At 70.8% G+C, this 23,441-nt stretch carries 25 protein-coding genes; 12 read left to right on the plus strand and 13 right to left on the minus strand.

The features are described from left to right. The first annotated feature begins 90 nt into the window (after positions 1-90). From QSK25_RS01920 to QSK25_RS01930, 3 genes are all read left to right on the plus strand, one after another. Positions 91-927 carry a DUF5829 family protein gene (locus QSK25_RS01920; protein ID WP_285631557.1) on the plus strand — a complete coding sequence of 279 codons (837 nt, stop codon included), beginning with the start codon at positions 91-93 and terminating at the stop codon, positions 925-927. A gap of 38 nt (positions 928-965) precedes the next feature. Next, entirely contained in the window at positions 966-3,503 is a 2,538-nt protein-coding gene (locus QSK25_RS01925) for a LuxR C-terminal-related transcriptional regulator (RefSeq protein ID WP_285631560.1), read from the plus strand. A 107-nt stretch (positions 3,504-3,610) separates the two neighbouring features. Beyond that, positions 3,611-4,585, plus strand: a complete 975-nt coding sequence (locus tag QSK25_RS01930; protein WP_285631563.1) for an alpha/beta fold hydrolase — start codon at positions 3,611-3,613, stop codon at positions 4,583-4,585. Here QSK25_RS01930 and QSK25_RS01935 read toward each other — a convergent pair. Both QSK25_RS01935 and QSK25_RS01940 read right to left on the minus strand, forming a co-directional pair. Further along, on the minus strand, positions 4,582-5,934 hold the full coding sequence (locus QSK25_RS01935; RefSeq protein ID WP_285631567.1) for an amidohydrolase family protein: 1,353 nt from the start codon (positions 5,932-5,934) through the stop codon (positions 4,582-4,584). The genes QSK25_RS01930 and QSK25_RS01935 overlap by 4 nt on opposite strands. A gap of 227 nt (positions 5,935-6,161) precedes the next feature. Beyond that, positions 6,162-7,103, minus strand: a complete 942-nt coding sequence (locus tag QSK25_RS01940) for a sugar ABC transporter substrate-binding protein (RefSeq protein WP_285631570.1) — start codon at positions 7,101-7,103, stop codon at positions 6,162-6,164. 220 nt (positions 7,104-7,323) lie between these two features. On the opposite strand from QSK25_RS01940, the gene QSK25_RS01945 reads away from it, so the two are divergent. Next, positions 7,324-9,279, plus strand: a complete 1,956-nt coding sequence (locus tag QSK25_RS01945) for a putative bifunctional diguanylate cyclase/phosphodiesterase (protein ID WP_285631573.1) — start codon at positions 7,324-7,326, stop codon at positions 9,277-9,279. Here the strand turns inward: QSK25_RS01945 and QSK25_RS01950 are convergent. From QSK25_RS01950 to QSK25_RS01965, 4 genes are all read right to left on the minus strand, one after another. Beyond that, on the minus strand, positions 9,266-10,597 hold the full coding sequence (locus tag QSK25_RS01950) for a M28 family peptidase (protein ID WP_285631576.1): 1,332 nt from the start codon (positions 10,595-10,597) through the stop codon (positions 9,266-9,268). The two genes, QSK25_RS01945 and QSK25_RS01950, sit on opposite strands and share 14 nt — an antisense overlap. 53 nt (positions 10,598-10,650) lie before the next feature. Next, positions 10,651-11,670, minus strand: a complete 1,020-nt coding sequence (locus QSK25_RS01955) for a YbaB/EbfC family nucleoid-associated protein (protein ID WP_285631579.1) — start codon at positions 11,668-11,670, stop codon at positions 10,651-10,653. A 119-nt stretch (positions 11,671-11,789) separates the two neighbouring features. After that, positions 11,790-13,103 carry a PepSY-associated TM helix domain-containing protein gene (locus QSK25_RS01960; protein ID WP_285631582.1) on the minus strand — a complete coding sequence of 438 codons (1,314 nt, stop codon included), beginning with the start codon at positions 13,101-13,103 and terminating at the stop codon, positions 11,790-11,792. A gap of 65 nt (positions 13,104-13,168) precedes the next feature. Beyond that, entirely contained in the window at positions 13,169-13,678 is a 510-nt protein-coding gene (locus QSK25_RS01965) for a hypothetical protein (protein ID WP_285631585.1), read from the minus strand. Between the two features lie 72 nt (positions 13,679-13,750). Between QSK25_RS01965 and QSK25_RS01970 the strand changes: the two genes are divergently transcribed. After that, on the plus strand, positions 13,751-14,143 hold the full coding sequence (locus tag QSK25_RS01970) for a GNAT family N-acetyltransferase (protein WP_285631588.1): 393 nt from the start codon (positions 13,751-13,753) through the stop codon (positions 14,141-14,143). Here the strand turns inward: QSK25_RS01970 and QSK25_RS01975 are convergent. Together QSK25_RS01975 and QSK25_RS01980 are read right to left on the minus strand one after the other, a co-directional pair. After that, complete coding sequence (locus QSK25_RS01975; RefSeq protein WP_285631591.1) at positions 14,140-14,448, minus strand: hypothetical protein; 309 nt, start codon at positions 14,446-14,448, stop codon at positions 14,140-14,142. The genes QSK25_RS01970 and QSK25_RS01975 overlap by 4 nt on opposite strands. A 15-nt stretch (positions 14,449-14,463) precedes the next feature. Continuing rightward, complete coding sequence (locus QSK25_RS01980; protein WP_285631595.1) at positions 14,464-15,036, minus strand: PadR family transcriptional regulator; 573 nt, start codon at positions 15,034-15,036, stop codon at positions 14,464-14,466. Positions 15,037-15,094: 58 nt separating this feature from the next. On the opposite strand from QSK25_RS01980, the gene QSK25_RS01985 reads away from it, so the two are divergent. Next, a complete protein-coding gene (locus QSK25_RS01985) occupies positions 15,095-15,484 on the plus strand; it encodes a nuclear transport factor 2 family protein (RefSeq protein ID WP_285631598.1) in 390 nt (129 codons plus the stop codon). On the opposite strand, the gene QSK25_RS01990 is transcribed toward QSK25_RS01985, so the two are convergent. Both QSK25_RS01990 and QSK25_RS01995 read right to left on the minus strand, forming a co-directional pair. Beyond that, a complete protein-coding gene (locus QSK25_RS01990) occupies positions 15,481-16,200 on the minus strand; it encodes a class I SAM-dependent DNA methyltransferase (RefSeq protein WP_285631601.1) in 720 nt (239 codons plus the stop codon). The two genes, QSK25_RS01985 and QSK25_RS01990, sit on opposite strands and share 4 nt — an antisense overlap. A gap of 10 nt (positions 16,201-16,210) precedes the next feature. Continuing rightward, positions 16,211-16,693, minus strand: a complete 483-nt coding sequence (locus QSK25_RS01995; protein ID WP_285631604.1) for a nucleotidyltransferase domain-containing protein — start codon at positions 16,691-16,693, stop codon at positions 16,211-16,213. Between the two features lie 174 nt (positions 16,694-16,867). Here QSK25_RS01995 and add point away from each other — a divergent pair, with 174 nt between their 5' ends. Further along, positions 16,868-17,908, plus strand: coding sequence for an adenosine deaminase (gene add / locus QSK25_RS02000; RefSeq protein ID WP_285631607.1), 1,041 nt, complete (start codon positions 16,868-16,870; stop codon positions 17,906-17,908). A 59-nt stretch (positions 17,909-17,967) separates the two neighbouring features. Here the strand turns inward: add and QSK25_RS02005 are convergent, their stop codons facing one another. Beyond that, positions 17,968-18,267 carry a hypothetical protein gene (locus tag QSK25_RS02005; protein ID WP_285631610.1) on the minus strand — a complete coding sequence of 100 codons (300 nt, stop codon included), beginning with the start codon at positions 18,265-18,267 and terminating at the stop codon, positions 17,968-17,970. 29 nt (positions 18,268-18,296) lie between these two features. Here QSK25_RS02005 and QSK25_RS02010 point away from each other — a divergent pair, with 29 nt between their 5' ends. The 5 genes from QSK25_RS02010 to QSK25_RS02030 are packed head-to-tail and all read left to right on the plus strand — an operon-like array spanning position 18,297 to position 21,813. After that, on the plus strand, positions 18,297-18,734 hold the full coding sequence (locus QSK25_RS02010) for an SGNH/GDSL hydrolase family protein (protein WP_285631613.1): 438 nt from the start codon (positions 18,297-18,299) through the stop codon (positions 18,732-18,734). After that, complete coding sequence (locus QSK25_RS02015) at positions 18,713-19,618, plus strand: helix-turn-helix transcriptional regulator (RefSeq protein WP_285631616.1); 906 nt, start codon at positions 18,713-18,715, stop codon at positions 19,616-19,618. The genes QSK25_RS02010 and QSK25_RS02015 overlap by 22 nt, the downstream gene beginning before the upstream one ends. Positions 19,619-19,671: 53 nt before the next feature. After that, positions 19,672-20,028: an STAS domain-containing protein gene (locus tag QSK25_RS02020; RefSeq protein ID WP_285631619.1), complete on the plus strand. Its 357-nt coding sequence runs from the start codon at positions 19,672-19,674 to the stop codon at positions 20,026-20,028. Positions 20,029-20,039: 11 nt separating this feature from the next. Continuing rightward, entirely contained in the window at positions 20,040-21,305 is a 1,266-nt protein-coding gene (locus QSK25_RS02025) for a prolyl oligopeptidase family serine peptidase (RefSeq protein ID WP_285631624.1), read from the plus strand. 13 nt (positions 21,306-21,318) lie between these two features. Beyond that, the gene (locus QSK25_RS02030; RefSeq protein WP_285631627.1) at positions 21,319-21,813 is read left to right on the plus strand and encodes an O-acetyl-ADP-ribose deacetylase; all 495 of its coding nucleotides are present in this window, start codon (positions 21,319-21,321) and stop codon (positions 21,811-21,813) included. Here the strand turns inward: QSK25_RS02030 and QSK25_RS02035 are convergent. Together QSK25_RS02035 and QSK25_RS02040 are read right to left on the minus strand one after the other, a co-directional pair. Then, positions 21,801-22,343: a hypothetical protein gene (locus QSK25_RS02035; RefSeq protein ID WP_285631629.1), complete on the minus strand. Its 543-nt coding sequence runs from the start codon at positions 22,341-22,343 to the stop codon at positions 21,801-21,803. The genes QSK25_RS02030 and QSK25_RS02035 overlap by 13 nt on opposite strands. Further along, positions 22,340-23,329 carry a LacI family DNA-binding transcriptional regulator gene (locus tag QSK25_RS02040; RefSeq protein WP_285631632.1) on the minus strand — a complete coding sequence of 330 codons (990 nt, stop codon included), beginning with the start codon at positions 23,327-23,329 and terminating at the stop codon, positions 22,340-22,342. The genes QSK25_RS02035 and QSK25_RS02040 overlap by 4 nt, the downstream gene beginning before the upstream one ends. Between the last annotated feature and the right edge of the window lie 112 nt (positions 23,330-23,441).

The following is a 23,441-nucleotide window of genomic DNA, read 5'->3' on the forward strand; positions in this document are numbered from 1 at the left end:
GCTTGAGTCCGGCTTGAGCGCGTTGTTTTTACGATCGAATCTATGGGGATCCGACGTGTTGCTTGCCTGATCTTGGCTCTAGTTCTGGTTGTGTCGGGTGCGGGTCCGGCACAGGCGGGAGAACGGCAGTTGTTGTACTACAACCACGCATGGGGAACGTACGACCGCGCCACGGCGGACGCGGTGGAGCACTCCAGCTACCTCAAGGAGTTCGCGGACTTCGAGGTGCGCACCACGACCGGCGCCGACGGCAGGTCGTGGACGGGGCGCTACCTGCGTGGCCACCTGGGCTACATGGAGGTCTTCGGACCCGGTGACGTGCCCGGCAAGGACGGCGAGCCCGGTGGCGCGGGGCTCGCGCTCTCGACGGACCACGACGGGGACGTCGAGAAGCTCCAGGCGAAGCTGACGGCGGCCGGGTCGAACCCGATCGAGTTCACCCAGACCCGCGACTTCGGCGACGGCGTGCACGTGCCCTGGTTCGACGCGCTGTTCCTGCACGAGTCGTACGAGCGGTTCGGCACCTGGGCGATGGAGTACCGCGACGAGTACCTCGAGGACCCGCGCGCGCGGGTGGGTCCGCCGAAGTTCCGCGGCGACGTCAGCCGCGAGCGCTACCTGCCGGACACCTACAAGCGCAAGCTGATGCGCGACATCACTTTCCTGCAGTTCGCCGTCACCGGGTCCGACCTGCGCGACACCATGCCGTTCCTGCGCGTCGGCGGCTTCTCGGTGCGCACCGAAGGCGACTCGGTCGTGGCGTCGCGCGGTGGCACGACGCTGCGGTTCGACGAGGTGCCGGCGGCGCGGACCGGGTTGAAGCGCGTCGAGTTCGAACTCAACCGCCCGGTGGCGCGGCACGTCGAGCAGCTCGGCACGTCGACGCTGGTCGTGGGGCCGGGCAAGCGCGCGGTGTGGACGTTCTGACACCCTGGTCCCAACGGACCAACGAACGGGGTGTCGGGGTGCTCGTCGGGCGGGAGCGGGAACGGGAACGGCTGGCCGCGCTGTCGCGCTCGGGCGGTTCGCTGCTGGTCGTCGGCGAACCGGGGGTGGGCAAGTCGGCGCTGCTGGCCACGCTCGACGGCCACCTGGTCACCGGTGTGGAGGCCGAGCACGACCTGCCGCACGCGGGCCTGCACCAGGTTCTGCACCCGTTCCTCGAGCTGTCCACCGTGCCCGGTGCGCGGCGCGAGGCCCTGGAAGTCGTGTTCGGACTCTCCGACGGTCCCGCGCCGCCGCCGCACCTGGTCGGACTCGCCGCGCTCGACGTGCTCTCGGCCGCGCGGTGCGTGGTGCTGGTGGACGACGCGCACTGGCTGGATCCCGCGAGCCAGGACGTGCTCGGTTTCGTGGCCCGGCGGCTGACCGGTTCGGTGCTGGTCGTGGCAGCGCGGACGCCGGTGTTCGCGGGGGTGCCGACGCTGGCGCTGGAACCGCTCTCACCCGCGGACGCCCGGTCGTTGCTGGACGAGGTCGCTCCCACGTTGAGCACCGGACGCCGGGCGTCGGTGCTCGCGCAGGCGGACGGGAACCCGTTGGCGCTCACCGAACTCCCGTTCGGCGGCGACACCCTGGAAGAGGCGTTCGCCGCCCGGTGCGCGGCCCTGCCCGCTGAATCGCGCTCCGCCCTGCTGTCCCTGGCGCTGGGCGGCGCTCCGTGCCCGGAACTCGCGCCCGCGGTCGAGGCCAGGCTGGTCGACCGCGCCGGCGCGTTCCGGCACCCGCTGATCAGGACGGCGGTCGTGCGCGCCGCAGACGAGTCCGAGGTGCGGGACACCCACCGCCGCCTCGCCTTCGCGGTCGAGGAACCCGACCGCCGCGCGTGGCACCTGGCGGAGGCTTCTCCTGGCGCCGACGAGAACGTGGCCTGCCTGCTGGAGAAGACCGCCGACCGGGCGTTGGCCCGAGGTGGCGCGGTCGCGGCCGTGCGCGCGTTGGAACGCGCCGCGGCGCTGGGTTCCGCCGACTGGCGGGTGCGCCGTTCGTTGCGGGCGGCCGAACTCGCCGCCGAGGCGGGCCGGCGGGACGACGTCGACCGCATCCTCTCCGCGCTGCGCGGCCTGGACCTGACCGCCCGTGAACGCGCTCTCGTGACGTGGCTGCCCACGGCGTTCGACGACGGCGTGGGCGTGGCGGGCCCGGCCGAACTGGTCGGCCTGGCCGAAGCCGTGGCGGCCGACGACGTGGAACTGGGCCTGCGGATCTTCTGGAGCGTCGCGATGCGCTGCTTCTGGGTCGAACCCGGCGCGGCCGTCCGCGACCGCATCGCCGCCATCGCCCGCCGGCTGCCGATCGACCCCGGTGATCCCCGCATGCTGGCGATGGCCGCCTACGTGTGCCCGGTGCGGCAGAGCGACGCGGTGGTGGCGGGCCTGCGCGCGGCCACCGGGGTGGGAACCGGCGCGAGCCTCCCCGCCGACGGCACCGCCGCTCTCCGCTCCGCCGGCGACCCGGCGACGCTGAGGTTGCTCGGCAGCGCCGCACTCCAGGTGGGTGCGTTCGCCGACTCGGTCCGCCTCTCGCACGCCGCCGGTCTCGGGTTCCGGGCCCAGGGCCGGTTCGGGCTCCTCGCCCGCGCGTTGGCCGTGGAAGCCTGGAGCCGCACCCGCCTGGGCGACATCGCCGTCGCCGCTCCGCTCGCTGACGAGGCCGCGCTGCTGGCCGAGGAGACCAGCCAGCCGTACATGCACGGCCTGGCCGTGGCCGTGCAAGCCGAGATCGCCGCACTCCAGGGCTGCTACGAGCGTTCCGCGGACCTCGCCGCCCTGGCGGAACGGATCGGCCTCGCCGCCGGTGCCCGCCCGGTGCTGGCCACGGTTCAACTGGCGAGGAGCCTCGCGGCGCTGGGCGAGGGCCGCTACGCCGACGCGTACGCCGCGGTCCTGCGGGTCCACGACCCGGCCGACCCGGCGTACCAGCTGGCGCTGCGCCGCTACGTGCTGCCGGAACTGGCCGAGGCCGCCATCCGCAGCGGCAACGCCGACGAGGCCCGCAAGATCGTCGAGGAACTGGACACCGCCACCACCTCACCCGCACTGGCCTCCGGACTCCGCCACGCGCGAGCACTCCTGGCACCGGAACCCGAGGCGTTGTTCGAGGCGGCCCTGGACGCCGAGAGCTCGCCGTGGGAGCGCGCTCGGGTGCGCCTGGCGTTCGGGGAGTGGCTGCGCCGGCAGCGGCGGATCGCCCAGGCCCGCCCGCACCTGAAGGCGGCGGCGGAGGCGTTCGAGGCGTTCGGCACGGTGGACTGGGCGGAGCGGGCGCGGGAGGAGCTGCGCGCGTCCGGGGAGTCGCGCGGGGTCGCGGGCGAACTGACCGAGCACGAACTGACGATCGCGCGGCTGGCGGCGGACGGGCTGACCAACAAGGAGATCGGCGAACGCCTGCACCTCTCGCACCGCACGGTCAGCACGCACCTGCACCGCATCTTCCCGAAGCTCGGGGTGACGGCCCGGGCGGAGCTCAAGGAAGCGCTGGCGGAGGCCCGCACGGGCGAGTGACGGCTCGGCCGGAACGGCGGCCAGGGGCGATGGTGGAGCCGTGACGTACTCGGCCACCGTCACCTGACGCTCGCGACCCCACCCTCCCCGCCCCTACCGTCGCCCGCATGATCAGCAGGCGACAGTTCTCCCAGGCACTAGCCGTGGCCGGCCTGGCCACACCCCTCGTCACCACCGCCACGGCCCACGCCACCCCGAGCTGGGGTCCGATCAGGCAGATCAGGGCCGGCCTGCTCGACATCGGCTACGCGGAGATGGGCCCCGCCGACGGCCCGGTCACGATCCTGCTGCACGGCTGGCCCTACGACATCCACAGCTACGTCGACGTCGCCCCGGCACTGGCCGCGCAGGGCCGCCGCGTGCTCATTCCGTACCTGCGCGGCTACGGCCCGACCAGGTTCCTCCGCGCGAGCACCACCCGCAACGGCCAGCAGTCCGCGCTGGCGGCCGACGTGATCGCGTTCATGGACGCCCTGAAGATCCGCAAGGCCACCGTCGCAGGCTTCGACTGGGGCGCCCGGACGGCCTGCATCACCGCCGCCCTGTGGCCCGAGCGGGTCAACGCGCTCGTGTCGGTCAGCGGCTACCTGGTCGTGAACCTCAAGCAGAACCAGGAACCGCTGTCCCCGCAGGCCGAACTCGGCTGGTGGTACCAGTACTACTTCGCCACCGAACGCGGCGTGAAGGGCTACGAGCAGAACTCCTACGAGTTCAACAAGCTCATCTGGAAGCTGGCCTCCCCGCAGTGGAACTTCGACGAAGCCACCTACGCCCAGAGCGCCACGGCCTGGCAGAACCCCGACCACGTCGCGATCGTCATCCACAACTACCGCTGGCGCCTGCAACTCGCGCAGGGCGAGCACCGCTACGACGCCCTGGAACGCAAGCTGCAGGCCAAGCCCGTGATCAGCGTGCCGACGATCACGATCGCCAGCGACTTCGACGGACCGAACTCCGACGGAGCCGCGTACCGCAAGCAGTTCAGCGGCCGCTACGAGCACCGCGTCCTCGACGGCATCGGCCACAACGTGCCGCAGGAGGCCCCCGAGGCGTTCACGAAGGCGGTCCTCGACGTCGGCTAGGGCGTCAGGATCCCGCCGGCCTCGCGGCGGATCCGCAACGACGACGCCCGCGCGTCCCTGACGATCCGGCCGACGTCGTGCACCAACCGCCCGCCGCGCTTGATGATCCGCCCGTCGGAGAACACCGTGTCGACGTTGGCCGTGCTCGCCTGCACCGCCGTCGTCTCGACCAAGCCGCCCGGTGCGAGGTTGATGTCGTCGGCACGCAGCAGGATCACGTCCGCGCGCTTGCCGACGGTGATCGACCCGGTGACGTCGCCGAGCCCCAGCGCGCGGGCGCCGTTCAACGTCGCCATCTCCAGGACGTCGCGGAACCCCACCTCGGGCAGGAGCCGCATGGTCTCGAACACGTCCGACGGCGCGATCGACGTGGCGTCCGAGGACAGCGACACCGGCACCCCGGCCTGCCGGAACCTCAGCAACGCCGACCGCGGATCACCGGCTGCGCCGAGCAGGAACTCCGAGTGCGGTGCCCACGAGAACTTCGTGCCGGTGCGCGCGACGATCTCGACGTCGCTGTCCAACGCCGTGACGTAGTGGCACAGCAGGGTTTTCGGGCCGAGCCACCCGCGCCGTTCGAAGTCGGCGGCGTCCACGATCCGCGGTGGTGCCTGCCCGGCGTGGATCGAGACGGGCAGGCCGCGGCCGACGGCCGCGTCCATGTCCGCGACGAACGCCGCTTCTGTGCTCTGCGACGGCCCGCGCACCGCCACCCCGAAGTGCACCAGCCCGGACGAACCGTCCGCGAAGTACTGCTGCCGCACGCGGTCCACGTCCGTGAAGTCCATCGGCACGTCCCGCGGCATCTGGTCGACGTGGCCGTAGGAGAACCGGGCGCGCAGGAACCCGTCGCGGTGCGCGCGCAGCTCGGCGTCGGCGTGCTCGGGCGTGCGGGTGTTGTTGGACCAGTTGTGGACGGTCGTGACGCCCGCGTTCGCGAGTTCGGCGAGCCCGAGCAGCACGCTCCGGTACACGTCGACCGCGGTGTACAACGTGGACGTGGCCCGCTTGGCGGCGAAGTAGGGGAATCCGTCGGCCACGAAGTTGCGGCCCAGCGCACTCCACATGTGGTGGTGGGTGTTGACGAAACCGGGCAGGACGATCATGTCGGTGGCGTCCACGACCTGCGCGCCCCGCGCGGCCAGGTCGGGTCCGACCGCGACGATCCGGCCGTCGTCGATCAGCACGTCCGCGCGCGGCAGCACCCCGAGCACCGGGTCGACGGTGACCACGGCGCCGTCGCGGATCAGGTAACGGCGCCGGCCCGTGTCCGCGGTGGCGGTGCCGGGCACGGCGGACACGGCCAGTGCCGCGCCCAGGGACTTCGTGAGGGTCCTTCGGTCGATCATGCGGCCTCCTCAGGCAGGGAGACCCGTCATGCTCGCCCGGTGGTCAGCGGTGTGTCACGGACGGGGAAAGCGGTTGCTCCGCCCGGCTCAGCGCGCACGCCCGAGTCGCGGCAAGCGGTAGCCCGCGCCGATCACCGCGCCCGGCCCAGACAGCCGGCCTCTGCCCCGGTCACCGCGCCGGGCTCGGTCGCCCGCCCGCGCCCGGCCCGGGCGGCCGTCCACCCCGGTCACCGCGCCTGGTCCAGCGGCCGCACGTGCTCGGCCGAGCCGATCAGCTCGTCGATCTTCGGCCGGGCCGCGGCCAGCCTGCTCTCCTCACTCGCCTGCCGCCGCACCACCTCGTCCACGTTGGACGCCTGCACCAGCAGCCCCGGCGCGACCAGCCACCCCTCGGGCAACGCCCGCCCCTTCGCGTGCTCAGCGAGCAACCACCCCGCCACCGCGCCCTTCAGGAAGTGCTCCGCCGACACCGTCGCGAACAGGTGCCCGTCCCGCACCCCCTGCAACGCCTTCGCGTCCAGGCTGAACGCCCCCGCCAGCCACGTCGCGCCCTTCTCGGCGTGCACGGCGGCCAGGTTGATCGCGTCCACGTCACCGGCGCCGAGCAACGCCACCGCGTCCGGGTTCGCCTGCGCCAGCCACCGCCACGTGTTGAGGTTCGCCCCGAGGTCCCGCCCGGTGTCCAACGGCCCGATCACCTGCAGCTTCGGCAACCGCTCCGCCAGCCGTTCGCGCAACCCGAGCGACCGGGCGTCCAGCGCGGGCATCGCGGGGGAGTTGCTGCCGATCACGACCTTGCCCGCGGAGTCGGCGGGCAGGCGTTCCGCCGTCGCGTCCGCGAGCACGCGGCCGAGTTCGTAGTTGTCGTTCTCGATCAGCAACCGCACGCCGCTGCCCGGCGCGACCTGCCCACCCGCCACCGCGATCACCGGCACGCCCTGCTCGACGACCTGCGCCATCGGCTCGGCCACGAGTTCGGGTGCCACGGCGGACAGTCCGATGCCGCCCTTCGCGCGCGTGGCGAGGTCGCGCAGCAACGTCGCCTGCTTCAGCCCGTCGTGGGTGTCCGGTCCCGTCGTCTCCGTCCGCACGCCCCCGGAGATGGCCGCGCCCGCCCGGAACCCCTCGCTCATCTCCTTCGAGAAGTCGCGGCTGGTGTTCTGCGACACGAACCCGATCGTCGGTGGGTCATCGGACGACTGTTCGGCACCGCACCCCGCCATCAGCAAAACCGCAGGCAGGATCACGAGAGCGGAACGGAACACGGTCAAGCCCCATCAGTCGGCCGGTGAAAGCCGAGGACGTTATCGCACAGCACGCCGAGGTGTCGGCTTGCGTGCGGTCCTTTGGCTGCGTACCAATAGCTACTTCGCAGGGAAGGCGGCACCGATGCTGTCCAACTGGGTCGAGGCCCGCACCACCGTGCAGACGACGGTCGTCAGTCTGACGGTCGGTCTCGCCGCGCTGGCCGGCCTCGCCCTGTGGACGAGCCTGAGCATGCAGCAGGCGGCCACGCACCTGCACGAACTCAACGAGGTCAGCGACCGCTGGGGAGTCGTCGTGCAGAACGTCGACGTCGCCGACCACGCGCTCACCGACTACGTCCGCTCCGGCACGCCGATCATGAGCCAGCCCGTCGCGACCGCCGCCGGTGCCGCCGACGAAAGCCTGCGCTGGCTCCAGGAGCACGGCACCCCCGCCGACGTCCGCGCCGCCACGATCGCCCGCGACCTCTACGACGACTACACGGTGCTGCTGCGCGAGACCGTCATCGCCGCGGATCCCGTCACGACCCTGCAGAAGGCCGACCAGGCCGAGCTCACGCTGGCGTCGTTGCGCAAACAGCTCTCCACGGTCGTGCAGCTCAAACGCCTGGAGACCACGGAATACCTGCGTTCGGCGGAACTGCGGAACGGCAACCTGCGCACCGCCGCGCTCGTCGCGTTCATCGTCGACCTGGGGCTCGTCGGGTTGTGCGGCGTCGTCCTGCTCGGACACCGCCGCAAGATCCTGCGCCAGGCCGCCAAGAGCGAGCACGAGGCGATGCACGACGCGTTGACGGGCCTGGCCAACCGCACGTTGCTCACCCAGCACACCGCGCAGGCCATCCGCCGCAGCAACCAGACCGGTGATCCGCTCGGGTTGTTCCTGATCGACCTCAACCGCTTCAAGCCGATCAACGACACCCTCGGTCACGCGTTCGGTGACCGGCTGCTGCAACTCGTCGCCACGCGGTTGACGAGCGCCGTCCGCGAGGTCGACACGGTCGCCCGGCTCGGCGGGGACGAGTTCGCCGTGCTGCTGCCGTCGGTGAGCACGGCCGCGAACGCCCTGGTCGTCGCCCAGCGCGTGCACAAGGCGCTGGACGAAGCCGTCGACCTGGACGGACTCTCGGTCGACGTGGGGTGCAGCATCGGCGTCGCGCTCTACCCGACGGACTCCGCCGACGCGCACGAACTGCTCAAGCACGCCGACATCGCGATGTACGCGGCCAAGCGCGCCCGCCTCGGCACCGCCGTCTACGAGCCGGGCCTCGACGAGCACAGCGCCGCCCAGCTCACCGTGATCAGCGACCTGCGCCGCGCCCTCGACCAGGCCGAACTCGTCCTGCACTACCAGCCGAAGGCCGACCTGCGCAGCGGCACGGTCTGCGGCGCCGAGGTGCTGTGCCGCTGGCAGCACCCGCGGCACGGCCTGCTCGGGCCGGACCGGTTCATCCCGGCCGCCGAGGAGACCGGGCTCATCGAGCCGCTCACCCGGTACGTCCTCGACCACGCGCTGGCCCAGCACCGCGCCTGGCACCTCGACGGCCGGGACGTGCCGATCTCGGTCAACGTCGGCGCGCAGTGCCTGCACGATCGGACGTTCCCCGAGCAGGTCGCCGCGTCGCTGGAACGCCACCACGTCCCGGCGGGCGTGCTGACGCTGGAGATCACCGAGAGCGCGATCATCGCCGACCCGCACCGGGCGAGCGACGTCCTGACGCGGTTGCGCGACCTCGGCGTGCGGCTCTCGATCGACGACTTCGGCACCGGCTACTCGTCCATCGCCTACCTGCGCACGATGCCGGTGCACGAGATGAAGATCGACCGCTCGTTCACGACGAACATGCGCACGGACCCGTCCAGCGGCGCGATCACCCGCTCGTTGCTGGGACTCGCGCACAACCTGGAGCTGGAGGTCGTGGCCGAGGGCGTCGAGGACGAGGAGACGTGGAACGTCCTCGCCGCCCTCGGCTGCGACATCGTGCAGGGCTACTGCCTGAGCAGACCGCTGCCCGCCGACGAGTTCGCCGTCTGGTTGCGGGACCGGTCTGTGAAGGAACTGATCACTACCTCTGACTAGCGAGGCGGTAGGCGGCCGCGCCGATCAGCTCCAGCGAGACCTGCAACCGTTCCAGGCTCACGTTGTCCCGGATCGTGTCCTCGGGCGTGTGGTAGATCGGTTCCAGGTTCGCCGGACCGGCCTCGCCGCGCCAGCTGAAGTTCGCCGACGCCATGCCCTTCTCGTGGAACGGCACGTGATCGCTCGACCCGCGCGCCACCGGCCCGTGCACCCGCGGGTCGTAGCCGAGTCGTTGCGCCGCCGCCCTCACCGCCGCCGTGGTCGCGTTGTCGGCACCGTCGACCGACAGCAACCAGTACGCGGTCGCGGGGGAGTGGCTGGTGGCGACCATGTCGTTCTGGAACACGCCCTTGATCCGCGCGATCTCCTCGGGCGGCAACTGCGAGACGTAATGGCGCGAGCCGAGCAGCCCCTGTTCCTCCGAGCCCCACAACGCGAACCGCAGCGCCTTGTGCGTCGGCAGGTACCGCAGGACACGTGCGAGTTCCAGGCACAGGACCGTACCGCTGCCGTCGTCGTTGGCACCCGGCGAACCCGGCACGCTGTCGTAGTGCGCGGAGACCATCACGACCCCGTTGTCGCGCCACGGGAACGTCGCCGGCCGGTCCGCGATCACGTTGTAGGACGTCAGGTTCGGGTGGTGCGTCGTCTTGATCGTCAGCTCACCGGTGCCCTGCGCGCGCAGCTTCTCGGTGTGCACCTGGGCGAGCCCGATCACCGGCACGGTGACGGTGCGGTCCAGTGTGGGGGAGAAGGCACTGGACTTGCTCGCGGTGGCGGAGATCCGGCCGAGCACCACGGCCACGGCGCCGCGTTCGATCGCCGCGTGCGTGGGCGCGGAGCCGGTCGGGGCGTTGACGTAGAAGGCGATCTTGCCGGTCAGGTCCGGCAGGGCGCCGTCGGTGACCTCGACGAACGGCGCCCTGACCGTGACGCCGAGCGTGCCGAAGCGCGAGGCGCCGGCCTGCCACCTGCCGTTGACGTCGGCGAGGTACTTGTCCGGCACGGTGAACGGCTGGGTCGTCACCTGGTACCGCAACGACTTCAGCTCGCGCACCAGGTAGTCGCGCGCCCGGTGCTCGGACTCGGTGCCGCCGATCCGCGGGCCGATCTTCTCGCTGAGCACCTTGAGGTGTTCGAGGGCGGAGCGGGCGCGCACCCGTGCCACGACGGGGAAGTCGCCGAGGTTCAGGTCCGGCGGGTGCGAGGCGCCCGGCCGCTGCTCGGTGGCCGCGAGCGCGCTCGCGGGATTGGCCACGACAGCGGCCACTCCGGCCGCCGCTGCGAAGAAGTCACGTCTGCGCAAGTCGTCCCCCATCTCCCGAAGTTCTCAGGGAAACGTAGGCAGGACTTCAACTCTTCGACAACCGACTAGTGGCTGGCTTTCACCAGCTGGTCATCGGCGTGCTCCAGGACGAGGTCCTCCACTTGGCGGCGTGCGTTCGCGCGGGCTTTCTGCACGCACGCCATCAGTTGCGCGGCGAGGACCTCCGGTTCGAGGTCGCGGACCTCGGGGCTCAGGTCGATGCCGGTCGTGAGCCCGTTCGAGTCGACCGTGACGGTGATGCCGCCGCGGGTCGCCTCGCCGCTGACCGCCGCGAGCAGGGAGACCAGGTCGAGGTAACGGCGCTGCTCGCGTTCGGCGGCCGCGTCCCTGCGCTCCTCCCACCAGCTGATCCGGCGGCACAGCAACGCCTGCGCGCCCTCGGGATCGGCCACCGGGACCGTCCAGGACCCCGACGCGGTGTGCAGCGCGATGGCGTTCGCGTGCGCCGAGACGCGGAGGATGCGGGCGAACGAGACCCCGGCGTCCACGCGCCCGCCGTGCCGGGTGGTCCAGTCGACGCGGTCGGTGCCGATCAGGACCCGCGTGCCGTGGCCGTCGAGCACGAGCGGGAACGCCGTGGAGCCGAGTTCCAGCACGGGTGCGGAGAGCAACGACCGGTGGGCCATCCGCGCGAGCGCGGTGGCCGAGCCCGCGCCGAGGAAACCGGCCGCGCACAACGCTTTCACCGCGATCGCGGCGCCGGGGCTGAGCCGCAGCGCGATGCCGGAGCCCGGCAGCACGCCGAGCACCAGCTGCGCGCCGGTCATCAGGGTGGTGGCGGGCAGCCACGAGTGCGGGTCGCTCAACCCGTTGCGGCGCAACCAGGTCAGCAACGCCCATGCGCAGGCCGCCGCGGCGACGGCCGGGATCGCCACCCACCACGGCATGATCCGCTGGCCCGCCGAGGTCATCCCGGCGAGCACGACGCAGACGATGCCGATGGCGACGGGCAGGACCCCGGCGGAGAGCAGGAGCAACGTCCTCGTGCGGCGCCAGCGCGCCGCGAGCGCGTGGACGACCTGGGGATCGTTGATCAGAGGGATGGCGTGAGGAATGAGTGTCATGTGGGCACCCCTCGTCAGCTCTCCGCCGCCACCTGCGTGTGACGTGCGGGCCGACCAGACTTCCCGGCTCACCTGCCCGTTAATATGCCGTAAATGTCCAGATCAGGCAAGCCTCGTCCTCAGTGGACGGTCTGGGTCTCCGCTGCTTTCGCTTTCCTGCCAAGGAGAACGTCGACGAGCAAGAAAGCCAGAAGGCTGATCCCAAGCAGCGGAGCGAACCACCCCGCGAGCAGTGCCGCCGCCCCGAGGCCGATCAACGCCTCGCGCGGCGCCTTGCGCCACTGACCGCGCGGGGTCGGCCGCCCGAAGCCGCTGGTCGGCCTGCGCTTCCACCACATGCGGTAACCGAGCACGACCAAAGCGACCAGTCCGCCGCCGATCAGCAACAGCACCAGCTGGTTGGGCCAGCCGAACAGCACGCCCATGTGCGCGTCGATGCCCCACCGCGTCAGCTTCGCGCCGAGCGGGAAGTCGGCGAACCGGAGCTCACCGACGACGTTGCCGCCCTGGACCGCGACGGAATCGCCCTGCGACGGCAGGCCCTTCTCGATCTCGGCGACCTTCCAGGGGCCACCGGCCGCGGCGGGCAGGCTGATCTCGACGCCGTTCGCGTCGAGGCCCGCGCCCTTCGCGGCGCCGAACACCTCGTCGATCTCGCCGTGCCCGCCGGCGGAGGGGGCGGGGGTGCTCGTGCCGTGGTCGCCGTGGCCCTCGCCGGAGCCGGTGATCTTCAGCGTGGGCGTGCTCCAGCCGACGGCCGTGCGCAGCAGCGCGACGTTCTCACCGGCGTAGGCGGACCAGGTGAGACCGGTGGCGGACAGGAACAACGCGCCCGCGAGCGTCCAGACCCCGATCAGACCGTGCACCTTGACGCGCTTGCTCTTGCGGGCGCGGGAGAACCACAGGACCAGACCGCCCAGCGCGACCACCCACAGCCAGGAGGCGGCGAGTTCGCTGTAGAGGCGGCCGGGTTCGCCGAGCATCAGGTTGCGGTGCAACTGGTCCAGCGTCGTGCGCAGCGGTAGCACGCCGCTCGACCCGTAGACCACGAGATCACCGGTGACGCGTCCGGTGCCGGGGTCGACGAAGACCGCGCGCCGTTCGGACTCGCCCAGCCCCTCCTCGGCGAACAGGACCCGCGTGGTGGCACCGGGTTCGGGGGCGGGACGGACGGCGACGAGTTCGCCCTTCGGGGACGTTGCGAGCGCGGCGTCGACCTGGGTGGACAGCGGAAGTTGTTGTGCGGTGGCGGGAACGCGCAGCTGGTCGGAGTAGATCCACGACTCCAGCTGCGGGGTCAGGGCGTACAGGACGCCGGTCAGCGCGGCGATCAGGATGAACGGGCCGACGAGCACGCCGGCGTAGAAGTGCAGGCGCATCAGGAGTCCCCGCCACGCGAACGACGTGCGTGACGGAGCGGCTGTGGTGGTCATGGCGCTCCAAAGTGGGCGTGAACAGGGGCAGGACCGCTCGTGCGAGCGGACCTGTGAAGGGGACCTCAGACCTGTTCAGCCGGTGGGCCGCGCCACGACAGCACGTGCAGGACGACCGCGGTGCGCGCGATCGACGGCGTGGCGACGCCCAGGGGAGCGCTGGCGGGCAGCGCGGGGAGCCTGCGGGGGAGCACGGCCGCGATGGCGCGGGCGAGCGCCAGCACCGTGCGTTCGGAGGCCGCGAGCACGGTGACCGTCACGACCGTGGCGGCGACGTGGGCCGTGAGCATGCGCGCCGGTTCGGCCTCGTGGACGTGCCGGAACGCGGCGAGCGACACCAGGACGTGCATCGCGAGCTGGCCGCCGCCGATCAGCAGGAACAGCCGCTGCCACGTCAGTTCGTGCCGCGCGAACCCCGCCGTGGCCCACGTCAGCAGCGCCACCAGGGAGAACACGAGTCCGGCGTCGGGTAACCGACCGTCCGCGCCGGAGTGCGCCAAGACCGCGAGCGAGCCGTTGACCACGCCGACGGCAGCACTGCGCGCACGGCGCAGCGGAGCGGTCGGCAAGGGCATGGCCAGGAGCTTAACCGCAGAACCGGCCAGAAAATCCGCTACGCAATCGGCGCCGGGTTGGTTCAATGCGGCGTGATCTCCTACAGCACCGATGTCAGCGGACTGACCGAGGCCGATCTCGCCGGGTTCTTCGTGGGCTGGCCCACCGCGCCCTCACCCGCGCAGCACCTCGCCGTGCTGCGCGGCAGCTACCGGGTGGTGCTCGCCCTGTCCGGCGCGGAGGTCGCCGGGTTCGTGCACATGATCAGCGACGGCGTGCTCACGGCGTTCGTGCCGTGGCTGGAGGTGCGGCCGTCGTTCCAGGGGCAGGGGATCGGCACCGAGCTGATGCGGCGGATCGTGGCCGAGGCCGCCCACATGTACTCGGTGGACCTCATCTGCGACGAGGACCTGCGGCCGTTCTACGAGCGGCTCGGCATGACCGCGCTGACCGGGATGGTGCTGCGCAACCGTTCGGCCCTCTAGATGCCTTCGAGGTCCAGGGTCTGCTGGTGCGGGCCGCCGGTGAACGAGCTGGTGAGCAGTCCGGCGCTGCGGCACCGCCCGCACGTCACCGGTGAGGTCGTCGCCTTGAACCGGGTGAAGTCCCAGCTGCCCGTGCCGACGTGGCAGCCGGGACCGGGCACCTCGAGGCCCAGCCAGCCCTGCAACCGCACCGCGTGCACGACGTCCGAGCCGTCGAGGTAGCCGTTGAGCCGCCCCGCGAACCGGTTGCGCGCTTCCTGCGCGGGCGCGCTCAGTGCCTCCTGCAAGACCGAGATGCCGTTCATGAACCCGATTCAACCTCACGTGGGCGCGTCGAGGCGGGCACCACGCCGCTCCAGCACGGTGAGGCTCTTGGCACACCAGCGCACGTTGTCCCGTTCGAAGGACAGACCCCGCAACAGCGTCAGGTACGGGCCGACCCGCTCCGCGGTGGCCAGGAAGTCGTCCTCGGTCCGGCCGTCGAGGAGCTTGGCCCGGAGGCGTTCGTAACGCTCGACCTTCGCCTCGGCCCACTGCCTGCGTTCCCTGATCGAGGCTTTGACGGCCTCCAGGTCGCCGTGGTCCGCGGCCAGCACGGCGACGAGCAGTTCGTCGCGGATGGCGGTGGGCTTGTGCTGTTGTGCGGTGAAGGCCGTGAGTTCTTCCGCGCCTTTGGCGGTGAGCGTGAACAACCGCTTGTTCGGCCTGCGTTGCTGCTCGACGGTCCTGGCCGTGATCAGTCCGTCGGCCTCCATCCGGTCGAGCTCCCGGTAGAGCTGCTGCGGGGTGCAGATCCAGAAGTTCGCCACGGCCGCGTCGAAGGTCTTGGCGAGGTCGTAACCGGACGCCCCGCCGTCGAGCAGGGCGGCCATCACGGCGTTGCGCAGCGACATACCAGCAGGTTACGGTGCCCTGACCTAGTCAACAAGTTGAGTATGTGAGGGTGTCGCCGTGAACGCATTCCGCAAGGCAGTCGAGGCACGCGACACCGAGGCGATGGCCGCGTGCCTCGCCGACGACGTGGTCTTCACCAGCCCCGTCGCGTTCGCGCCGTACCCCGGCAAGGCCCTGACCGCCGCGATCCTGCGCGGCGTGATGCGGGTGTTCGAGAACTTCCGCTACGAGCGCGAGATCGTCGACGGCGCCAACCACGCGCTGGTGTTCCGGACCGAGGTGAACGGCAAGGAGATCCAGGGCTGCGACTTCCTGCACCTCAACGCCGACGGGCTGATCGACGAGTTCACCGTGATGGTGCGGCCGCTGTCCGGCGCCCAGGCCCTGTCCGAGGCGATGGCCGCCCAGTTCGAGCAGATCAAGGCCGAGGCGATCGCGGCTTCCTAAGCCCTCTCGTACACGCTGACGTGCCGCGCGCTGTCGGCGGCGAACGGTTCGTCCAGCCAGCCCGCGTGCCTTTGTCGTAGTTTCAGACCGGCGATGCGGGCCATGAGGTCGAACTCGCTCGGGTACGACAGCCGTTGCCTGATCGCACCGAACCGGATGCCGTCCGCGCCGATGTGCACGTGGTTCTCGTCGAGGATCTGGGTGACCGGGTCGTAGCGGTTGACGTCGAGGTCCACGTGGTCGACCTCGATCCGTTCCACGTCGATGAACTGGTGCCGCTGCCGGGCGGCCCAGCTCGGCACCCCGCACTCGATCACGAACACGCCGTCCTCGGTGAGGTGGCGCGCGGCGTTCTCGAAGCAGCGGACCTGGTCGTCCTGGGTGAGCAGGTTCGTGATGGTGTTGAACACCAGGTACACCAGCGGATACGTGCGGCCGGTGCCCTCCGTGGCCATGTCGCCGACGACGACCTCGACGTCGTTCCCGCCTGGTTTCTCGCGCATCCGGGCGACCATGTCGGGGGAGAGCTCGACGCCGTCGACGTGGACGCCGGATTCCTTGAGCGGCAACGCGATGCGGCCGGTGCCGATCGCGAACTCCAGCGCCCGGTCACCGAACCGCCGGAGGAACCGGACCGTGTCGGCCTCGTCGCCTCTGAGGTTGTCGTCGTAGGTCTTCGCTGTTTCAGGGCCGAAACTCGGGTTGAATCCCTTCACGCCTTCGACGCTAGGACCCCGCGCCACCGATTATTCCGTGCAGCAGCGCCAGGTCGTGCAGATCCCGGTCGCGCGGCTCGTAACCCTGGTGGAAGCGCAGCTGCTGTGCCGCGGACAGGCACCGCACCTCCGTGCCGAGGATCGTGCCGGTGACGAAGCACTCGGCGGGGTAGCGGAACGGCTCTCCCGGCGTCAGCGAGGACTGCTCGGCGCTGCCGTCCGCCGCGAACCGCAACGGGTGCAGGTCGATCTCGCGCGGCCCGGGACCGGTGAGCACGAACCGGGCCGGGCGCCAGGAAAGCGTTTCCACGAACCCCCTGGCGTGGAGTGCCGCGAGGATCTGGGGTTCCTGCTCCTCGCGGTGCATGAGGTCGAGGTCGGCGTGCGGTCGCGTCTGCCTGCCCGCCAACGCGTCCACGCCCCAGCCGCCGCCGACGTGGACGTCGAAGCCGTCGAGCGCGTTCAGGATCTCCAGCACGTCTTCCCCGGTCACGTGCACCAGCGTGCAAGTGGGGCTCGCGCGCCGCCACCGAGTTTCGCTAGGTTGGGGTTCGTGCCGGACTTCAAGCTGCCGCTCTACGGCGCTGACACCGAACGCGGCGACCTCGCTCCCTGAGTCGTCCCCGTCTCCCGCACACCATTCGCCTCTTCATCGGGGAGTTCCGCCATGCGTTCGTTCATCCACGCCCTTCCCAAGGTCGAACTGCACGTCCACCTCGTCGGTTCGGCCGGTCTCGACACGGTGCTCGAACTCGCGCGCCGCCACCCGTCGGCCGGCGTGCCCACCGACCGCGCCTCGCTCGAGCGCTTCTACGCGTTCCGGGACTTCGACCACTTCCTGAAGGTGTTCTGGGCCGTCCAGTCGATGCTGAAGGGCCGCGCCGACATCCACACCCTCGTCGTCGGCCTGGCACACGAACTGGCGCGCCAGAACGTGCGGTACGCCGAGGTCACCGTGACGCCGTACAACCACCTGACCGACGGCATGCCGGCCGACGAACTCCTCGAAGGCCTCGCCAGTGGCCGCGCCGAAGCACTGGCCCTGGGCGTCGACCTGGCCTGGTGCTTCGACATCCCCGGCGAGAAGGGCCTGGTCGCCGCCCGCGAGACGCTGGCCTTCGCCCTGTCGTCCCGCCCGGACGGCCTCGTCTCCTTCGGGCTCGGCGGCCCCGAACAGGGCGTCGGCCGCGCCCAGTTCGCGCCCTTCTTCGCCACCGCAGGGGAAGCGGGCCTGCACAGCGTTCCGCACGCGGGCGAGACGTCCGGCCCGGAGACGATCTGGTCGGCGTTGCGCGACCTGCACGCCGAGCGCATCGGCCACGGCACCAGCTGCTCCGAGGACCCCGCCCTGCTGGAACACCTGGCGTTGCGGGGAATCCCGCTGGAGGTCTGCCCGACGTCCAACGTGCGCACCCGGCAGGTCGCGTCGATCGAGGCGCACCCGGTGCGGCAGATGCTCGACGCGGGCGTCGTCGTGACGCTGAACACCGACGACCCGCCGTTCTTCGGCGCGACCCTGGAAGGCGAGTACCTGGCCGTGGCCACGGCTCTGGGTCTCGATCACGTGCAGGTGGGCCGCCTGGCCGAGAACGCCGTGCTGGCGTCGTTCCTGCCGAACGCCCGCAAAACCGCGCTGCTGGAGGAGATCGCCTCGGTGTCCGATCGGCACGGCAGGCCCGATGTTGTCGCCCCGTTGCCGAAACCCTGACGTCACAGCGTTGGTCGTCATGGTCGACTCCTCGCCTCGGGCACCGGAGCGGGGTCCTGTCAAGACGGTACCGCCGGCACCTGCTGGCGCAGCAACAACTCCTGCGGCGAACAGGTCACCACCCGCCTGCGCGCCCAGAGCCGCCTGCGCGCCCAGGGCCGCCTGGGCAGCTTCACCAACGTGAGCTGCAGCGGCGTCGAGACCCAGGAGCTCGCGGCCCCGTTCAAGGGCTGGCCCTCCCAGTACGACGCCCTGAAACGCGACACGAACGCGGTGCTGATCACCATCGGCACCAGCAACCTGCGGTTCGCCCAGTACGGCGGCCTCTGCATCCAGTCGGACTGCACCGGCGCGCCCACCGAGGCGATGCCGGCGAAGCTCCCCCCGGATGGGCAGCGACGTCACCGGCGTCCTCACCGTGATCGAGAAGCGCAGCCCGCACGCGCGGATCGTGCTCGTGGGCCACGGCCGCCAGGTGTCCACGAAGCCCAACCCGGCGGGCGCCACCCTCGACCCGGTCTGCGGCGACGGCATCCTCGCCACCGAGGAACGCGTCCAGGGCAACGAGGTCGCGGACGGCATCGACGCCACCCTGCGTGCGGCGGCGAAGAGGGCCAGGAGGCCGTGTTCCACCCGAACCAGCTGGGCCAGACCGCTCTCGCCTCGCTCGTCCGGATCTGATCGGCGCGGTGGCGGAACGTCCTGCAGGGGCACGGGACAGGGCGTTCCGCACACCGTCCGACCCGCTGGAATCGATCGTTCGGCCGGTGGACACCGCCCGGCGCGGCGAGGATCGTGCAGCACGTGGAAGCGGTCGTCGAGGTGACGGACTTGGACGCGGCGCACGAGGTGCTGACCACGGCGTACGCGAAGTTGCGCTTCAGCAGCGGGGATCGGGGCTCCTCGTTGCGCTTCGCCTCCGGGGCGCTCGGCCCCGTGCGGTTCGACCGGTTGAGCGGCCACATCGGGTTCGAGGCCACCGGTGAACCCATGGGCGAGTACATCTTCGGCCACCTGACGTCCGGACGGATCCGCTACAGCTCCGATGGCGAGGACCGGTTCGTGTCGCCGGGCGAGGTCTTTCTGACCGTTCCGCCCGGCCGGCCCTTCACGGCGGGCACGCGGGACCCGCGGGCGTCGATGATCGTGTTCACGCAGGCCGTGGTGGACGACGTGGCTGACGGCGTGCGATTCGCTGCGTGCCGTCCTCTCTCGTCACGCGCGGGGGCCGCGTGGAAGTCGATGTGCGTCCATCTGCAGGACGAGGTCTTACCGACGTTCGGCGACAACCCGTTGGTCGTGGCGAACGCGGCGCGTCTGCTCGTGTCGACCACACTGGCGACGTTCCCCCACATCGCGTTGGACGACACGGCTTGGCGGCGTGACGCGCATCCACAGACCGTGAAGCGCGCAATCGCGTTCATCGAGGCCAAGGCTGCGAAGGACATCACGGCCGCAGACATCGCACGGGCCGCACGCGTGTCGATCCGTGCGTTGCAACTCGCGTTCAGGCGCCACCTCGACACGACTCCGATGAAGTACCTGCGTGGCGTGCGGCTGTCGTTCGCGCATGCGGACCTACGTGCCGCCAACGGCACGGTGACGGCCATCGCCGCACGCTGGGGTTACGCGCGGCCGAGCGTTTTCGCCGCCCACTACCGCACCGCCTATGGACGTTCACCGTCGCAGACGCTTCGTTTTTCGAGTTGACCGTGCGTTCCCGCTGCTATCGTTCGGGCCGGTCGGTGCGCTGAAGTGGATCGATGACCAGCCCGTTCGCCGTGCGGACGCAACGCTCCGGAGCCCGCTTCGTCGCCACCTGCCGCGGCGAGATGGACATGACGACCTGTGAGCAGCTGTTCGCCGCCGTGCTGCCCGGCGTCACCGACACCACCACCGACCGCGTGACGATCGACCTGGCCGACGTGACGTTCCTGTCCGCGAGCGGCCTGCGCACGCTCCTCCTGCTGCTGTGCGCGGCGCACCACAACGGCAAGTCGTTCAGCCTGCACCGCACCCAGCCGCAGGTGCGCCGGGTGCTCGACCTGTTCGGCTTCACCACCTTCAAGGCGGGCCTTGTGTGGCAGGCAACCATGTCGCCGGACGGCCACCACAACTAGCTTGACCAGCTATGTTGCTTCCGCTGGTACTGGTACTCGCGCTGACGCCGCCGACCGCGGCGATGAAGGTCCCCGGCGCCGAACACCACGAGCTGGCCCGCCTCGCCGACCTCACCACCACGGGCCTCGTCGCCACCGGCCACACCGACCCGGCCGACTGGGCAGGCCTCACCAGCGCCGCGCTCCCGGTCCCCGCCGCCGTCCCCGGCATCCAGATCGACGGCTACTTCCCGGACACCTCCCGCACCAACACCAACAACGGCCGGCACGACTCGCAGTTCGTCATCAGACTCCCGGACCGCTGGAACGGCGGCCTCGTCGTCACCGGCGCCCCCGGCGTCCGCGAGCAGTACGCCAACGACAGGGCCATCTCCGACTGGGTCCTGTCCCGCGGCTACGCCTTCGCCTCCACCGACAAGGGCAACACCGGCGCCCAGTTCTACCAGGACGGCAACGCCATGCAGGAGTGGAACCGCCGCTTCACGGAACTCACGATCGCCGCCAAGTCCGTTGTCTCCCAACGCTACGGCCGAACCCCACGCCGCACCATCGCCACCGGCATCTCCAACGGCGGCTACCTCGTCCGCTGGCAACTGGAGAACCGCCCGCACCTCTACGACGGCGGCGTCGACTGGGAGGGGACGCTGTGGACGGTCCGCGGCCCCAACCCGCTCACCTTCCTGCCGCCCGTCCTGCGCGCCTACCCGCGCTACCTCGCCGGCGAACCGGGCGCACACGAGGAGATGGTGGCGGCGGGCTTCCCGGCCGGCACCGAGTTCCTGTGGGACTACCACTACCGCTACTACTGGGACCTGACCCAGCGCATCTACCGCGAGGAGTTCGACCCGGGCTTCGACGGGTCTTTGGAGGCGGGCGTGCCGTTCTGCGCGTCCGGCACCCCTGATTGCGACGCCGACTACTCCTACGCCGCACGGCGCAAGGTGGCCGGCCCCGCCGTGTCGCGGGTCGCGTTGACGGGCAAGGTGAAGCGGCCACTGCTGACCGTGCACGGCACGTACGACGTGTTGTTGCCGATCAGCCAGGACTCGGACGTGTACGCGGCCATGACGCCGGACCGGCTGCACCGGTACTACCGGGTGGAGCAGGGCACGCACGTCGACGGGCTGGTGGACGCGTACCCGGACCGGCTGCGGCCGCTCGCGCCGTGCCACCGGTCGGCGTTCGTGGCGCTGGAACGGTGGCTCGACGGGGTGCAACCGCCGCCCTCGGCCACGCTGCCCAGGCCAGCCGACGTGGCCACCTGCCCGCTCTCGTGATCCAATCAAAGGCGTGGCCACCATCGAGCACGTCCTCGGCGACATCACCGAGCAGGACACCGACGCGATCGTGAACGCCGCCAACTCCTCCCTGCTGGGCGGCGGGGGAGTGGACGGCGCGATCCACCGCAAGGGCGGCCCGGAGATCCTCGACGCCTGCCGGAAACTCCGCGCGGGCCATCACGGCGGCGGCCTCAAGACCGGCCAGGCCGTCGCCACGACCGCAGGCAGGCTCAAGGCCACCTGGGTCATCCACACCGTCGGCCCGGTCTGGTCGGCCACCGAGGACCGCTCCCAACTCCTCGCCGACTGCCACCACAACGCCCTGAAGGTGGCGAAAGACCTCGGCGCCCGCTCCATCGCGTTCCCCGCGATCTCCACCGGCATCTACCGCTGGCCGGTCGAGGACGCCGCCCGCATCGCGAGAGCAGCCACCGAGAACGCCGATATCGAGCTGATCAGGTTCGTGCTGTTCGACGAGAAGACCCTGGCCGCCTACCGCCCGTAGTCCGCGATCTCCATCGCCCAGCGGTACACCTCGCCGAGGTCCCCCAGAGACGAAGTCAGAGCCGCAGGCACCAGGGTCCCGCTCAACGCGTCCAACAGGTCGTACAACCCCAGGTGCGCCCACTCCCACAGCATGCTGTCGAGGTTGTAGGCCTCCATCAACGGCCTCACCCGAGCCCGGATCGAGTCCACATCGGACTGTGTCAGCCCCACCCCGCGCAGCCGCGCATCGGTGGCGGCGACGTGCGCGGCGTCGAACGACGTGTCGAGGAACGGCTCCAACAGGTTCCCCCACACGTCGAACCGCGCCACCTCAGGAACCGAATGCCGCAGGCAGAACGCCTTCAAGCCGGCCGAGTCCCCGGTCAGGAACAACGTCTCACCCGAAACAGTCCGGATCTCGAACGGTGAAAACCCCGAAGACACGTCCCGCACGTCAGCAGCCCGCAGCACCCCGTGCGGCGCAACAGAAGCCCACGGGAACCGGTAGGACGCGAACACGATCCTGTCCGGACCGAACGTCACCGTCACCGAGCCACGGTGCTTTCCCGGACCTGCAACGAGAACGGCGTCTCGACGTCGGCCAGCAACTCACCTGTCTCGACCCGTTGGTGCAGCAGGTCGACGGCCGCACGGGCAATGGCCGACTTGTCGGGCGCGACCGACGTCAACGACGGCGAGCTGTACACGCTCTCCTCGTTGTTGTCGAAGCCGACCACGGCGAGCTGGGAGGGCACCCGCACCTGGCGTTCGGCCGCCGCCCGCATCGCACCGATGGCGAGCAGGTCGTTGAAGCAGAACACCGCGTCGGGCGGCGAAGGCAGGTCGAGCAACGACCTCATCGCCGCCGCCCCATCAGCGCGGTGGTAGTTCAGCGCCGGAATGACCAGCTCGTCGACGAACGGCAGTGAAGCCTCGGCCAAGGCTGCCCGATACCCCTCCAAGCGCAGAGCCGCAGTACCACGGTGCGGGTGCGCGCCGATGGCCGCGATCCGCTGGTGCCCCAACGAGATCAGGTGCCGGACGGCGGCCTGCGCGGCGGCCACGTTGTCGATGCCCACGCGCGAGATCGGCACGTCCACCGCATGCTCACCCAGCAGCACCGCGGGCACCGAGAGCTGGAAGTCATCCGCCTCCAGCGCCTCGGGCGACAAGATCGCCGCGTCCACCAGGTGCGGCCCCAGCGAAGCGAGTGCCGAGCGTTCGCCGGCCAGGGTGCCGAAGGTCTGCTCGATGAGCACGTTCCACTCGTGCTCCTGGGCGGCGGCGATCACCAGGCCCGCCAGTTCGGCGAAGTACGGAATGGAGAGTTCGGGCAGGACCAGGGCGATGAAGCCCGTGCGGCCGCGGCGCAGGTTGCGGGCTCCGAGGTTCGGGCGGTAGCCGGTCGCTTCGAGGGCCTCCTCGACGCGCCGGCGGTTGTCCGGTTTCACGAACGAGTAGCCGTTGACCACGTTCGACACGGTCTTCACCGAGACTCCCGCCAGCCGGGCGACGTCCTTGAGCGTGGCCAACACAGCCTCCTGAGAAGTACCGAGAAAAAAACCGGGAGGGTCCCGGGTCTTTACATCGTTGGAACAACGATGCAAATCTAACGCCTGAGAGCGCGTCCACGCCAAGCCCGCCGTG

It is taken from the genome of Lentzea sp. NBRC 102530 (assembly GCF_030269365.1).
Classification (GTDB): Bacteria; Actinomycetota; Actinomycetes; order Mycobacteriales; family Pseudonocardiaceae; genus Lentzea.

Excerpts from the sequence above, each read along its gene's own strand:
- QSK25_RS01930 (WP_285631563.1), top strand. The coding sequence starts at position 3,611 with ATGATCAGCAGGCGACAGTTCTCCCAGGCACTAGCCGTGGCCGGCCTG.
- QSK25_RS01935 (WP_285631567.1), bottom strand. The coding sequence starts at position 5,934 with ATGATCGACCGAAGGACCCTCACGAAGTCCCTGGGCGCGGCACTGGCC.
- QSK25_RS01945 (WP_285631573.1), top strand. The coding sequence starts at position 7,324 with ATGCTGTCCAACTGGGTCGAGGCCCGCACCACCGTGCAGACGACGGTC.
- QSK25_RS01950 (WP_285631576.1), bottom strand. The coding sequence starts at position 10,597 with ATGGGGGACGACTTGCGCAGACGTGACTTCTTCGCAGCGGCGGCCGGA.
- QSK25_RS01955 (WP_285631579.1), bottom strand. The coding sequence starts at position 11,670 with ATGACACTCATTCCTCACGCCATCCCTCTGATCAACGATCCCCAGGTC.
- QSK25_RS01960 (WP_285631582.1), bottom strand. The coding sequence starts at position 13,103 with ATGACCACCACAGCCGCTCCGTCACGCACGTCGTTCGCGTGGCGGGGA.
- QSK25_RS01965 (WP_285631585.1), bottom strand. The coding sequence starts at position 13,678 with ATGCCCTTGCCGACCGCTCCGCTGCGCCGTGCGCGCAGTGCTGCCGTC.
- QSK25_RS01975 (WP_285631591.1), bottom strand. The coding sequence starts at position 14,448 with ATGAACGGCATCTCGGTCTTGCAGGAGGCACTGAGCGCGCCCGCGCAG.
- QSK25_RS01980 (WP_285631595.1), bottom strand. The coding sequence starts at position 15,036 with ATGTCGCTGCGCAACGCCGTGATGGCCGCCCTGCTCGACGGCGGGGCG.
- add (WP_285631607.1), top strand. The coding sequence starts at position 16,868 with ATGCGTTCGTTCATCCACGCCCTTCCCAAGGTCGAACTGCACGTCCAC.
- QSK25_RS02010 (WP_285631613.1), top strand. The coding sequence starts at position 18,297 with ATGGGCAGCGACGTCACCGGCGTCCTCACCGTGATCGAGAAGCGCAGC.
- QSK25_RS02020 (WP_285631619.1), top strand. The coding sequence starts at position 19,672 with ATGACCAGCCCGTTCGCCGTGCGGACGCAACGCTCCGGAGCCCGCTTC.
- QSK25_RS02025 (WP_285631624.1), top strand. The coding sequence starts at position 20,040 with ATGTTGCTTCCGCTGGTACTGGTACTCGCGCTGACGCCGCCGACCGCG.